The sequence below is a fragment of the Mycobacterium shigaense genome (genome assembly GCF_002356315.1).
Lineage (GTDB): Bacteria > Actinomycetota > Actinomycetes > Mycobacteriales > Mycobacteriaceae > Mycobacterium > Mycobacterium shigaense.
Genome location: NZ_AP018164.1, coordinates 2,783,523 through 2,796,435, shown reverse-complemented (window position 1 = coordinate 2,796,435; position 12,913 = coordinate 2,783,523). Strand labels below are relative to the sequence as shown.

14 protein-coding genes are annotated in these 12,913 nt (G+C 68.1%); 7 read left to right on the top strand and 7 right to left on the bottom strand.

What is annotated here, in order from left to right:
• Positions 1-27 precede the first annotated feature (27 nt).
• The 3 genes from MSG_RS12985 (at position 28) to MSG_RS12975 (ending at position 3,248) form a co-directional block, all read left to right on the top strand.
• Entirely contained in the window at positions 28-705 is a 678-nt protein-coding gene (locus tag MSG_RS12985) for an SDR family oxidoreductase (RefSeq protein WP_096444444.1), read from the top strand.
• A 61-nt stretch (positions 706-766) separates the two neighbouring features.
• Positions 767-1,684 carry an LLM class F420-dependent oxidoreductase gene (locus tag MSG_RS12980; RefSeq protein ID WP_096440161.1) on the top strand — a complete coding sequence of 306 codons (918 nt, stop codon included), beginning with the start codon at positions 767-769 and terminating at the stop codon, positions 1,682-1,684.
• Positions 1,685-1,859: 175 nt separating this feature from the next.
• Entirely contained in the window at positions 1,860-3,248 is a 1,389-nt protein-coding gene (locus MSG_RS12975; protein WP_096440159.1) for an NAD(P)/FAD-dependent oxidoreductase, read from the top strand.
• Here the strand turns inward: MSG_RS12975 and MSG_RS12970 are convergent.
• The 7 genes from MSG_RS12970 to MSG_RS12940 form a co-directional block, all read right to left on the bottom strand.
• Positions 3,245-3,889 carry an urease accessory protein UreD gene (locus MSG_RS12970; RefSeq protein WP_096440157.1) on the bottom strand — a complete coding sequence of 215 codons (645 nt, stop codon included), beginning with the start codon at positions 3,887-3,889 and terminating at the stop codon, positions 3,245-3,247. The genes MSG_RS12975 and MSG_RS12970 overlap by 4 nt on opposite strands.
• Positions 3,889-4,560 carry an urease accessory protein UreG gene (gene ureG / locus MSG_RS12965; RefSeq protein ID WP_096440156.1) on the bottom strand — a complete coding sequence of 224 codons (672 nt, stop codon included), beginning with the start codon at positions 4,558-4,560 and terminating at the stop codon, positions 3,889-3,891. The genes MSG_RS12970 and ureG overlap by 1 nt, the downstream gene beginning before the upstream one ends.
• A gap of 139 nt (positions 4,561-4,699) precedes the next feature.
• Positions 4,700-5,335 carry an urease accessory protein UreF gene (locus tag MSG_RS12960; RefSeq protein WP_096440155.1) on the bottom strand — a complete coding sequence of 212 codons (636 nt, stop codon included), beginning with the start codon at positions 5,333-5,335 and terminating at the stop codon, positions 4,700-4,702.
• A 5-nt stretch (positions 5,336-5,340) separates the two neighbouring features.
• A complete protein-coding gene (locus MSG_RS12955) occupies positions 5,341-7,074 on the bottom strand; it encodes an urease subunit alpha (RefSeq protein WP_096440153.1) in 1,734 nt (577 codons plus the stop codon).
• Positions 7,074-7,385: an urease subunit beta gene (locus MSG_RS12950; protein WP_096440151.1), complete on the bottom strand. Its 312-nt coding sequence runs from the start codon at positions 7,383-7,385 to the stop codon at positions 7,074-7,076. Before MSG_RS12950 ends, MSG_RS12955 begins: the two co-directional genes overlap by 1 nt.
• Positions 7,382-7,684: an urease subunit gamma gene (locus tag MSG_RS12945; RefSeq protein WP_096440149.1), complete on the bottom strand. Its 303-nt coding sequence runs from the start codon at positions 7,682-7,684 to the stop codon at positions 7,382-7,384. Before MSG_RS12945 ends, MSG_RS12950 begins: the two co-directional genes overlap by 4 nt.
• Before the next feature lie 53 nt (positions 7,685-7,737).
• The gene (locus MSG_RS12940) at positions 7,738-8,151 is read right to left on the bottom strand and encodes a PaaI family thioesterase (RefSeq protein WP_096440147.1); all 414 of its coding nucleotides are present in this window, start codon (positions 8,149-8,151) and stop codon (positions 7,738-7,740) included.
• 334 nt (positions 8,152-8,485) lie between these two features.
• Here MSG_RS12940 and MSG_RS12935 point away from each other — a divergent pair, with 334 nt between their 5' ends.
• The 4 genes from MSG_RS12935 (at position 8,486) to MSG_RS12920 (ending at position 12,899) form a co-directional block, all read left to right on the top strand.
• Complete coding sequence (locus MSG_RS12935) at positions 8,486-8,902, top strand: BlaI/MecI/CopY family transcriptional regulator (protein WP_096440145.1); 417 nt, start codon at positions 8,486-8,488, stop codon at positions 8,900-8,902.
• 14 nt (positions 8,903-8,916) lie between these two features.
• Positions 8,917-9,867 (top strand): M56 family metallopeptidase, encoded by a 951-nt coding sequence (locus MSG_RS12930; RefSeq protein WP_096440143.1) that lies wholly within the window; start codon positions 8,917-8,919, stop codon positions 9,865-9,867.
• Positions 9,868-9,970: 103 nt separating this feature from the next.
• Positions 9,971-11,440 (top strand): NADP-dependent phosphogluconate dehydrogenase, encoded by a 1,470-nt coding sequence (gndA, locus tag MSG_RS12925; protein WP_096440141.1) that lies wholly within the window; start codon positions 9,971-9,973, stop codon positions 11,438-11,440.
• Positions 11,441-11,462: 22 nt separating this feature from the next.
• On the top strand, positions 11,463-12,899 hold the full coding sequence (locus MSG_RS12920) for a GuaB1 family IMP dehydrogenase-related protein (RefSeq protein ID WP_096440139.1): 1,437 nt from the start codon (positions 11,463-11,465) through the stop codon (positions 12,897-12,899).
• Positions 12,900-12,913: the final 14 nt, after the last annotated feature.

The following is a 12,913-nucleotide window of genomic DNA, read 5'->3' as shown; positions in this document are numbered from 1 at the left end:
AGATTCAACGGTGAGCACGAGGAGGTCATGGCAGTGGAAGTGCTGGTCACCGGTGCAGACACGGAACTCGGACGCACGGTAGCCGAGGGCTTCCGCGATGACGGCCACAGCGTGACCCTCGTGGGCGCGCGGCGCAGCGATCTCGAGGTCGCCGCCAAGGAACTCGACGTCGATGCGATCGTCTGCGACACTACCGACCCGGCCAGCCTGGAGGATGCTCGCGGGCTGTTTCCCCACCACCTCGACACCATCGTCAATGTGCCGGCACCGTCCTGGGATGCCGGAGATCCGCGCACCTATTCCCTCGCCGACACCGCCAAGGCGTGGCGCAACACCCTCGATGCGACGCTGCTGTCTGCGGTGCTGACGGTGCAGGCTGTCGGTGACAATCTGAGCTCCGGCGGTTCCATCATCAGTGTCGTGCCGGAAAACCCGCCCGCCGGCGGTGCGGACGCCGCCATCAAGGCGGCCCTGTCGAATTGGGTCGCCGGACAGGCGACGGTGTTCGGCACCCGCGGCATCACCGTCAACGTGGTGGCCAGCGGCCGCGGTGCGCAGGCCGGGTACGACGGCCTCTCCCGTACGCCGGCGTCGGTCGCCGCCGAGGTTGCCCGGTTGTCGTTGTTCCTGACCACACCGGCGGCTCGCCACATCACCGGCCAGACTCTGCACGTCAGTCACGGCGCGCTGGCGCACTTCGCCTGACGGGCTTTCGCTTTCAGCTGAGAGTCTTCCCCTTTCGGGGCCGATCGCTACGGTAGACAACGTGGCTATTCGACTCGGTCTGCAGATTCCCAACTTTTCCTACGGCACCGGGGTGGAGCAGCTCTTCCCCACTGTCATCGCCCAGGCCCAGGAGGCCGAAGCGGCCGGCTTCGACTCGGTCTTCTTGATGGACCACTTCTACCAACTGCCGATGCTGGGCGATCCCGACCAGCCGATGCTGGAGGCCTACACCGCGCTCGGCGCACTGGCCACCGCGACCGAACGGGTGCAACTGGGCACCTTGGTGACCGGCAACACCTACCGCAAGCCGACGCTGCTGGCAAAGATCATCACCACGCTGGACGTCATCAGCCAGGGCCGCGCGATTCTGGGCATCGGCACCGGCTGGTTCGAACTCGAGCACGATCAGCTGGGCTTCGACTTCGGCACCTTCACCGACCGGTTCAACCGGCTCGACGAGGCGCTGCAGATCATCCTGCCGATGATCAAGGGTGAGCGGCCGACGTACTCGGGCACCTACTACCGTGCCGCCGAGGCGCTCGCGAATCCCCGTTTCCGCGAACATATTCCGCTGATGATCGGCGGCAGCGGCGAGAAGAAGACGATCCCGTTGGCCGCGCGACACTTCGATCACTTCAACGTGATCGCCGGGTTCGACGAACTGCCCCGCAAGATCGCGGTGGTGCGCGAGCAGTGCGAGAAGGTCGACCGCGATCCGGCCACGCTCGAAACCAGCATGCTGATCACCGTGCTGCTCGACGACGACGTCAGCGCCGAGCAGATTCCGGCGGAGATGACGCAGCGCATGGTAGCGGGCAGCCCCGATTCGGTTGCGGATCAGATCAAAACCAAAGTGATCGACGCCGGGATCGACAGCGTGCTGATCAACATCCCGTTCTACACACCCGGCATCGTCAAGGCAGCCGGCGAGGCTTTGCGACCGGTGGTGGGTCTGTAAGCGACACCTCAATCTGGGGCCGCCATGACGTGAATCACGTTCTGGCGACCTGGGGTAACGGCCGAGTGTGGTTGATTACACAGGCTTACTATTGGGTTTCGGCTGTGCCCGTTGACTAGCGTGGTAGCCAACTGCATTCGCGCATCAATGGAGCCCCGTCAGGAGCAACGACCCCATGAGCCCCCAGCCAGGAGCCACAGCTGAACCGAAACGTCGGCATCAAGTCGTCATCATCGGTTCGGGATTCGGTGGACTCAACGCGGCAAAGAAGCTCAAGCATGCCGATGTCGACATCAAATTGATCGCGCGCACCACGCACCATCTGTTCCAGCCGCTGCTGTACCAGGTGGCCACCGGGGTCGTGTCCGAGGGCGACATCGCCCCGCCGACGCGGGTCGTGTTGCGCAGACAGCGCAACGTCCAGGTGCTGCTTGGTGATGTCAACCATATTGATCTGGCCGGAAAGTACGTCATTTCCGACTTGCTGGGCCACACCTACGAAACCCCTTACGACAGTTTGATTGTCGCTGCCGGCGCGGGCCAGTCTTACTTCGGCAACGATCACTTCGCCGAGTTCGCGCCGGGCATGAAATCGATCGATGACGCGCTCGAGTTGCGCGGCCGGATCCTGAGCGCTTTCGAGCAGGCCGAGCGGTCTCGTGATCCGGAACGCCGTAAGAAGCTGCTGACGTTCACCGTCGTCGGCGCTGGGCCGACCGGCGTCGAAATGGCCGGGCAGATAGCGGAATTAGCGGCTCATACGCTGAAGGGATCGTTCCGGCACATCGACTCGACCAGGGCGCGAGTGATCCTGCTCGACGCGGCGACGGCGGTGCTGCCGCCGTTCGGCGACAAGCTCGGCCAGCGAGCCGCGGCCCGGCTGGAGAAGATGGGCGTGGAGATTCAGCTGGGCGCGATGGTCACCGACGTCGACCGCGACGGCATCACCGTCAAAGACTCCGACGGCACCATCCGCCGCATCGAATCCGCTTGCAAGGTCTGGTCTGCGGGCGTTCAGGCCAGCGGGCTGGGCCGCGATCTGGCCGAACAGTCGCCGGTCGAGCTCGATCGCGCCGGCCGCGTCAAGGTACTGCCGGACCTGTCCATCCCGGAGCATCCGAACGTGTTCGTCGTCGGTGACATGGCCGCGGTCGACGGCGTGCCGGGTGTCGCGCAGGGTGCGATCCAGGGCGCCAAATACGTTGCCACCGTGATCAAGGCGGAGCTGGAAGGCGCCGACCCCGCCGAGCGCGAGCCGTTCCAATACTTCGACAAGGGCTCGATGGCCACGGTGTCGCGGTTCTCCGCGGTGGCCAAGGTCGGTCCGGTGGAGATGAGCGGCCTGCTGGCCTGGTTCGCCTGGCTGGTCTTGCACCTGGTTTATCTGGTCGGGTTCAAGACCAAGGTCAGCACCCTGTTGTCCTGGACCGTGACGTTCTTGAGCACGCAGCGCGGCCAGTTGACCATTACCGAACAGCAGGCGTACGCCCGCACTCGCATCGAGCAGCTGGCGGTACTTGCGGCGGAAGCCAAGCGTCCGGCGCCCGCCAAGCGGGCCAGCTAGCCGACCAGCCGGTCGGCCTGCCAGGTGCTGAGAGTTCCGCCGCCGGCCAGGGCTAGCACGGTCGAGCCATCCGGCATCTGCGGACCGAAATCCGTTGTCGGGTAGCGTAGTTCGCTGACCGTGGCGCGTGGTGCGGCGATGGCGTCGTCGAACAGGGATCCGGCGCCCAGTTCCAGCCGATGCCGCAGCAGCGGGCGGTCGACGTGGTCGACCCGCAACGAGCCGGACCAAAAGCCTTCGCGCTCATCGCATCTGCCGATCTGTACCCGCTCCCGAAACCGGATGCGGGCGTTGTCGTGCAGCAGCACGGTTACGGTGGACTGGTGCCGGGCGGCGGCGGCGACGATCGTCGGTTCGAGATCGACGTCGAGTTCCCCGTTCACCTCGACGTGCCAGCGGGCATGCGATGTCGGGCTGTCGGCTCCGGGCAGCACGAGGGTTGCGGCGGCGCTGCGCACCTTCAATGTGGCTCCGCCATCGACGATCACGCGGATGTCGATGGTGTCGCCGCCCAGCGGGGTCGCCGCCGCCGACACTAGGTGCACGGTGCGGGGCTCGGTGTAGCGGGCCTGGATCCCGCCGCTGCACTCGATGCGCGGGAGCCGATCGCCGGATGCGACGAGCAGGACGTCGGAGCGCATCAGCCGGGGGCGGCCAGTTGCTCGCGCACCCAGTCCAGCACTTCGGTCGCGGCCGGGTCTTTGGTCAGCGACTGCAGCACGGTCGGGCGGCCGCCGCGCATCGCGTCGGCGTCGCGAGCCATCACCTCCAGGTCGGCACCCACCAGTGGCGCCAAGTCAGTCTTGTTGACTACCAACAGGTCTGAGTAGGTCACGCCCGGTCCGCCCTTGCGCGGCACCTTGTCGCCGCCCGCCACGTCGATGACGAAGATCTGCACATCCACCAAGCCCGAGGAGAAGGTGGCGGTCAGATTGTCGCCGCCGGATTCGACCAGGATCAGGTCCAGCCGCTCGTGCGCGCCGATCAGGTCGTCGATCGCATCCAGGTTCGCGGTGATGTCGTCGCGGATCGCGGTGTGCGGGCACCCGCCGGTCTGCACGGCCGCGATCCGATCGTCCGGCAACACCGCATTCCGGCGCAGGAAGTCCGCGTCCTCGGTGGTGTAGATGTCGTTGGTCAGCACCGCCAGCGACAGCTCGTTGCGCAATTGCCGGCACAGTGCGGCGACCAGCGCGGTCTTCCCCGAACCGACGGGCCCGCCGACCCCGATGCGCAGCGGCTCCCCCGGTTGCCGGACCCGCTTGGGGCGATCGTGATGGGTGTGCGGATGACTATGCAGATGTGTTGGCATCAGGGGCCTCTCAAGAAACGACAGGGGGTAGCTCGCCGTTGGCGCGGTGCTGGCCAGCGTAACCGGAACCGGATTGCGACTGAACGCTGACCACGGGATGCCCGGTGCGCCGCACGACGATGCCGTCCCGCCGCATCCCTCAGGACACGAACAGCGGCCGATCCCGTTCGGCGTGCCGCTGAGCCAGGGTGTCGAGCAGGGGGTCGGACAGGTCGGCCAGCCCGGTCGACGCCTGCGCGGCGGTGCGCTCGCACAAGTCCGCGAGCCGAAACGTCAGCGCCGCCACGTCGGCCGGGTCCAGCGCCAGCAGTCGCTGCGCCGCGGTGGCCGAGCCGGTCATCGTGGTGTAGACGATCACCAGCGCGCCCTGCTCGGGCGACAGGCCGCTCACGGCACCGACCCGTCCAGCCGCCACGGCCAAATGTGGCTGGGCCCCGAGCTCGTCCCAGCCGGCCTCGGGCCAGACTCGCCGCGCCAGCCGCGCCAATCCGCGGCCCTGGCTGCGCGAGGCCTGCCGGGCGGCCGGGGCCGGGGTGCGGGCGTCGGTCTCCTGATCGGCCCGCTCCGGACCGAGTTCTCCGCGATGGACCGCGGCCGCGATCGATGCCGTGACCAGCCCCTGGCTGCGAATCCTGCGCTGCAAAAACGCGGTCAGCGTATCCACATCGATCACCAGGCCGCCGGCGACGGCTTCCTCGACGCCGCCGGAGTGCACGTGGGAGCCGGCCGGCAGTCGCGAATCGGCCAGCGTGAGCAGCGTTGCGAGTGCGGCCATGGGTGTCAGAAGAGGAAATAGCGTTGCGCCATTGGCAATTCGGTGGCCGGCTGCTCGTGCCAGACCTCGCCGTCGATGCGCACGGTGAAGGTGTCCGGGTCTACTTGTATGTCGGGCAGCGCGTCGTTGAGCGGCAGTGCCGCCTTGCCGGTCGCGCGGGTGTCGCGCACCGCGACCAAGCGCCGCTTGACGTCGAGCCTGTCGGCCAGGCCGGCGTCGATGGCCTGCGGCGCCACGAAGTGCACCGACGTGGCGGCGGCCGCCGTCGGTGCCGCGCCGAACATCGGGCGCGGGAACACGGGCTGGGGCGTCGGGATCGACGCGTTCGCGTCACCCATCGCCGCCCACGCGATCATGCCGCCCTTGAGCACCACCTCCGGGCGCACCCCGAAGAAGGCAGGTTCCCACAACACCAGATCGGCCAGCTTGCCCACCTCCACCGAGCCGACCTCGTGGTCCAGGCCGTGCGAGATGGCCGGGCAGATGGTGTATTTGGCGACATAACGTCGGGCGCGCAGGTTGTCGGCCCCATGGATGCCCGAGCTGTCACCCGGCAGAGCGCCGCGGCGGCGTTTCATCACGTGCGCGGTCTGCCAGGTCCGCAGCACCACCTCGCCGATCCGGCCCATCGCCTGCGAATCGCTGCCGATCATCGAGATCGCGCCGATGTCGTGCAACAGGTCCTCGGCCGCCATGGTCGACGGGCGAATCCTGCTCTCGGCGAAGGCCAAATCCTCCGGCACCCGCGGGTTGAGGTGATGGCAGACCATCAGCATGTCGAGGTGCTCGTCGAGGGTGTTCACCGTGTGCGGGCGGGTCGGATTGGTGGAACTCGGCAGCACATTCGGTTCGCTCGCCACCCGGATGATGTCGGGAGCGTGGCCGCCGCCGGCGCCTTCGGTGTGATAGGTGTGGATCGAGCGGCCGGCGATCGCGGCCAAAGTGTCCTCGACGAAGCCCGTTTCGTTGAGGGTGTCCGTGTGCAGCGCCACCTGCACGCCGGCGGCGTCGGCGACGGTCAGGCAGGCGTCGATGGCCGCCGGCGTGGAACCCCAGTCCTCGTGCAGCTTGAATCCCGAAGCACCACCGCGCAATTGCTCCCACAGGCCCTCGGGGTTGACGGTGTTGCCCTTGCCGAGGAGCACGAAGTTCACCGGCCACCCGTCGAGCGCCTCGAGCATCCGGGCCAGGTGCCATTCGCCCGGGGTCACGGTGGTGGCCTTGGTGCCCTCGGCAGGGCCGGTGCCGCCGCCGATGAGCGTGGTGATGCCGGCCCCGAGCGCCTCGGACATCAGCTGCGGGCAGATCAGGTGCACGTGGCAGTCGATGGCGCCGGCGGTCAAGATTCGGCCGTTGCCCGCGATGACTTCGGTGGACGGCCCGACCACCAGGTCGGGATGCACACCCGACATCACGTCGGGGTTGCCCGCCTTGCCGATGGCGACGATCCGGCCGTCGCGAATGCCGATGTCGGCCTTGATGATTCCCCAGTGGTCGAGGATCACCGCGCCGGTGATCACGGTGTCGGGTGCACCGTCGGCGCGGGACGCGCGTCCCTGGCCCATCGACTCGCGCAGCACCTTGCCGCCCCCGAACACCGCCTCGTCGCCGGCCGATCCCGGGCCGCCGCTGCGGTCTTCGGTGATCTCGACCAGTAAGTCGGTGTCCGCCAGCCTGATCCGGTCCCCGGTTGTGGGCCCAAACAGCGCGGAGTAGCGGTCCCTCGACAGGCTGGCCATCAGGCGTCCAGCCGTCCGGGTGGGTTCAAGCTCAGGCCGTGCACCTCGCGGCGTCCGCGCAGCGGAACCAGCTGAACATGTTTGGGCACACCGGGTTCGAAACGTACCGCGGTGGCCGCAGGGATGTCCAGCCGGTACCCGTGTGCCGCGCCGCGGTCGAACGAGAGCGCCGAGTTGGCCTGCGGGAGATGGACGTGGCTGCCCACCTGGATCGGGCGGTCGCCGGTGTTGACGATCTGGATCTCGATGCGGGCGGCACCGGGGTTGATCTCGATATCGCCGCGGCCGTAGAGGATTTCGCCGGGGATCATGGTATCGGGTGGTGGACGGTGACCAGCTTGGTGCCGTCCGGGAACGTCGCTTCGACCTGCACGTCGGCGAGCATCTCCGGGACGCCCTCCATTACGTCGTCACGGCTGAGCACGTCGCAGCCGCTGGCCATCAGGTCCGCGACGGTGCGGCCGTCGCGCGCTCCTTCCAGGATGTGATCGGTGATGATCGCGATCGCCTCCGGATGATTCAGCCGCAAGCCCCGGGCTCGGCGGCGGCGAGCCAATTCGGCGGCGTAGGACAACAGCAATCGCTCCTGTTCGTGCGGCGTCAAGCGCATGTTTTCGATCCTGCCATGCCGCCCGCGATGAGGCGTGCGGAACTGGCTGAGCCTCAGCGGGCTTCGAGATTCTGCAGTCGGACCTGTCCCCGCGCGACGACGCGATCGGCGTCGTCGGTGATGGTCACCAGCCACAGCTGCTGACGGCGGCCGCGGTGAATCGGCTCGGAGGCGCCGTAGACCGTGCCCGAGCCGATGGAACGCAGAAAGTCGGTGTTGTTGTTCACACCGACGACGTCGCCGCCGCCATATCCGGACAGCCACACGTAGGCCGAGACGCTGGCCATGCTCTCGATCATCGAGCAGTAGACGCCGCCGTGCACCAGGCCCATCGGCTGCAGCAGTTTTGGCGTCACCTCGAGCTGCGCGCGGGCACCGTCCGGACTGAGTTCGGTGAACCGCAGTCCCAGCTCGGTGTCGAAGGGCGCGGTGAACTCGGGCAGGGCGGCGTCCGGTGGTGTGGGCACGTTTTGTGTCTACACCATGCGGCGTGGCGTACCGGCACTGTCGTCCGGGTAAAACAGGCGAGCCCCGTGCGCACAGGCACGGGGCTCGCCGATCGAGTAGACCGGGGGTCACTGCAGCCCTCAGGACGCTCCGGCGGTCATTTATCGCTCGACCACGATCAGCATAGGCAAGGCTGCCCTAATTTTGCAAGAGCCTTTTGGCGTAATGTGTTGGCCAGGCGCGACGGGGCGTTGAGGGCTGGCGGCGGGGAACAGCAATTGCCCCGTCGACGTTACGACGATTCGTAGTAAGCCGGAGTACGCTGGTTTCGACCCTGATGGAGATGAACGAACTATGGCCAAGCTGACACGGCTGGGGGAACTCGAACGTGCGGTTATGGATCACTTGTGGTCCATGTCGGAGGCGCAGACGGTCCGCCAGGTGCACGAGGCGCTGTCGGCGCGTCGCGACCTGGCCTACACGACGGTGATGACCGTCCTGCAGCGCCTGGCAAAGAAGAATCTCGTGTCGCAGATCCGCGACGACCGGGCGCACCGGTACGCGCCCGTTCATGGCCGCGACGAGCTGGTCGCCGGGCTGATGGTCGATGCGCTCGACCAGGCCGAGGATTCGGGCGGCCGGCAGGCCGCCCTGGTGCACTTCGTCGAGCGGGTTGGCGCCGACGAGGCCGAGGCGCTGCGACGTGCGCTCGCCGAACTGGAAGCGAACCAACGCAATACGGCGCCCGCTGGCGCTACCACGGAGGGCTGAGGGACACTTACGGTGTGACCGCGCTGGCCTTCACCATCCTGGCGGTGCTGCTGGCCGGTCCAGTCCCGGCACTGCTAGCCCGAGCGAGCTGGCCGCTGCGCGCCCCCCGCGCCGCGATGGTGTTGTGGCAGGCGATCGCCCTGGCCGCGGTCCTCTCCGCATTCAGCGCGGGCCTCGGTATCGCCACCCGGGTGCTGATGCCGGGCGCCGACGGCCGACCCACCGCCAGCGTCCTGGGAGCGGCCGTCCGGCTCGGCTGGCCGCGGTGGACCGTCTATGTCGCGGTGTTCGCCGTGACCGTGCTCATCGGCGCGCGGCTGGGCGTCGCGTTGCTGCGGGTGGCCATCGCCAACCGGCGCCGCCGCGCCCACCACCGCATGGTGGTCGACCTGGTCGACGTCGGCCATGCGGCGGCCCTGACCCGGCCCTGCTCGCGCACCCGCGATCTGCGCGTATTGGACGTCGCGCAACCGCTCGCCTACTGCCTGCCGGGTGTGCGCAGCCGCGTCGTGGTCAGCGAGGGAACCCTGAAAGCGCTCGACGACGACGAGGTGGCGGCCATCCTGACCCACGAACGGGCCCATCTGCGGGCCAGGCACGACCTCGTGCTGGAGGCGTTCACCGCGGTGCACGCCGCCTTCCCGCGCCTGGTCCGCAGCGCCAACGCGCTGCGTGCGGTGCAACTGCTGGTCGAGCTGCTTGCCGACGACGCCGCGGTTCGAGCCACCGGACGCACTCCCCTGGCCCGCGCACTGGTGGCCTGCGCGTCGGGCCGCGCCCCGTCGGGCGCACTGGCCGCGACCGGCCCGAGCACCGTGGTACGAGTCCGCCGGCTCGCCGGGAACGGAAACAGCCGGCTGCTCTCGGCGAGCGCCTACCTGACCGCGGCCGCGATATTCGTGGTGCCGACCATCGCGCTCGCCGTGCCCTGGCTCACGGAGCTGCAGCGGCTGTTCAACCTCTGACGCGGGCGAGGGCCGAACACGTTGAGCGACGATCACCGCGCTGTGCCACAGTGAGGTCGGAGTCGCTACCGAAATTAAGTTCTCCGACCTGAGAGGCGAAGACATGGGTTCGTCGGACACTCAATCGAATTCCACGACCGGCACCGCGCAGATCGGCGTCACGGGGTTGGCCGTGATGGGCTCGAACCTCGCCCGCAACTTCGCCCACCACGGCTACACGGTGGCTTTGCATAATCGCTCAATCGCCAAGACCGACGCGCTGCTGAAGGAGCACGGCAACGAGGGCAAGTTCGTGCGCTCCGAGACCATCGAGGAATTCCTGGACGCGCTGGAGAAGCCGCGCCGGGTGATCATAATGGTCAAGGCCGGCGACCCCACCGACGCCGTCATCAACGAGCTCGCCGACGCCATGGAGGAAGGCGACATCATCATCGACGGCGGCAACGCGCTCTACACGGACACCATCCGCCGCGAGAAGGCGATCAGGGAGCGCGGCCTGCACTTCGTCGGCGCCGGTATCTCCGGCGGCGAAGAAGGCGCGCTGAACGGCCCGTCGATCATGCCCGGCGGTCCGGCCGAGTCCTACAAATCCCTGGGCCCGCTGCTCGAGGAGATCTCCGCCCACGTCGATGGGGTGCCGTGCTGTACTCACATCGGCCCCGACGGCGCCGGGCACTTCGTCAAGATGGTGCACAACGGCATCGAGTACTCCGACATGCAGCTGATCGGCGAGGCCTACCAGCTGCTGCGCGACGGCCTCGGCAAGACCGCCGGCGAGATCGCGGACGTCTTCGCCGAGTGGAACAAGGGCGACCTGGACAGCTTCCTGATCGAGATCACCGCCGAGGTGCTGCGCCAGACCGACGCCAAGACCGGCAAGCCGCTGGTCGACCTCATCCTCGACGAGGCCGAGCAGAAGGGCACCGGCCGCTGGACGGTGAAGTCGGCCCTGGACCTCGGGGTGCCGGTGACCGGCATCGCCGAGGCGGTGTTCGCCCGCGCGCTGTCCGGCTCGGTCGCCCAGCGTAAGGCCACCACCGGCCTGGCGTCCGGGCGGCTGGGTAAAAAGCCAAGCGAGGCAACCCAATTCATCGACGACGTGAGCAAGGCGCTGTACGCGTCGAAGATCATCGCCTACGCCCAGGGCTTCAACCAGATCCAGGCCGGCAGCGCCGAGTACGACTGGGGTATCACCCCCGGTGACATGGCCACTATCTGGCGCGGTGGCTGCATCATCCGGGCCAAGTTCCTCAACCGCATCAAGGAGGCCTTCGACGAAGACGCCGACCTGCCGACGCTCATCGTTGCGCCGTATTTCCGCAGCGCCATCGAGGAGTCGATCGACAGCTGGCGCCGCGTCGTGGCGAAGGCCACCGAGCTCGGCATCCCGATCCCGGGCTTCGCGTCGGCGCTGTCCTACTACGACGCGCTGCGCACCGAGCGGCTGCCCGCCGCGTTGACCCAGGGCCTGCGCGACTTCTTCGGAGCCCACACCTACGGTCGCATCGACGAGGATCCGGCTAAACGATTCCATACACTGTGGAGTGGGGACCACAGCGAAGTGCCGGTCTAGCCAAGGGGGCTCAGCGACTGCGATGAGGTTTCTGGACGGGCATCGGCCCGGCTATGACCTGACCTACAACGACGTCTTCATCGTGCCGAACCGGTCCGATGTCGCGTCGCGGTTCGACGTCGACCTGTCCGCCAGCGACGGCACCGGCACCACCATCCCGGTGGTCGTCGCCAACATGACGGCGGTCGCCGGGCGGCGGATGGCGGAGACCGTGGCCCGCCGTGGGGGCATCGTGATCCTCCCGCAGGATCTGCCGATCACCGCCGTCCAGCAAACCGTGGAGTTCGTCAAGGGCCGTGACCTGGTTCTCGACACCCCGGTGGTGCTGGGGCCCGATGATTCGGTGTCCGACGCGATGGCGCTGATCCACAAGCGTGCGCACGGCGTCGCCGTGGTGCTCTTCGAGGGGCGGCCGATCGGCCTGGTCAGCGAATCGTCGTGCGAGGGCGTTGACCGCTTCACCCGGGTGCGCGATGTGGCCGTCACGGACTTCGTGACCGCTCCCGCCGGCACCGAGCCGCGCAAGATCTTCGACCTGCTCGAACACTCGCCGATCGGCGTTGCCGTCGTCACCAACGGCGACGGCACGCTGGCCGGAGTGCTTACGCGCACGGGAGCGCTGCGCGCCGGCATCTACACCCCGGCCACCGACGCCGGCGGGCGGCTGCGGATCGGCGCCGCCGTCGGCATCACCGGGGACGTGGGCGCCAAGGCGCGATCACTGGCCGAGGCCGGCGTCGACGTCCTCGTCATCGACACCGCGCACGGGCACCAGGTCAAGATGCTCGAGGCGATCAAGACCGTCGCGTCACTGGAGCTGGGTGTGCCGCTGGCGGCCGGCAACGTGGTGTCGGCGGAAGGCACCCGGGACCTGCTGAGCGCCGGAGCGGACATCGTGAAGGTCGGCGTCGGGCCGGGCGCGATGTGCACCACCCGGATGATGACCGGCGTCGGCCGCCCGCAGTTCTCCGCCGTGCTCGAATGTGCCGCCGCGGCAAGGCAGTCGGGCGGACACGTGTGGGCCGATGGCGGGATTCGGCATCCCCGTGACGTCGCGCTGGCGCTGGCGGCCGGGGCGTCCAATGTCATGATCGGGTCGTGGTTCGCCGGCACCTACGAGTCGCCCGGCGACCTGATGCGGGACCGCGACGACCATCCCTACAAGGAGAGCTACGGCATGGCCTCCAAGCGCGCGGTGGTCGCCCGCACACTGGCCGACACCGCGTTCGACCGCGCCCGCAAGGCGCTGTTCGAGGAAGGTATCTCGACGTCGCGGATGGGTTTGAACCCCGACCGCGGCGGCGTCGAGGACCTGATCGACCACATCACCTCGGGCGTGCGCAGCACGTGCACCTATGTCGGCGCCTCGACCCTGGCCGAGCTGCACGAGCGGGTGGTCGTCGGCGTGCAGTCGGCGGCCGGCTTCGCCGAGGGACATCCGCTTCCGCTCGGTTGGTGAACCCGCGGCACGTC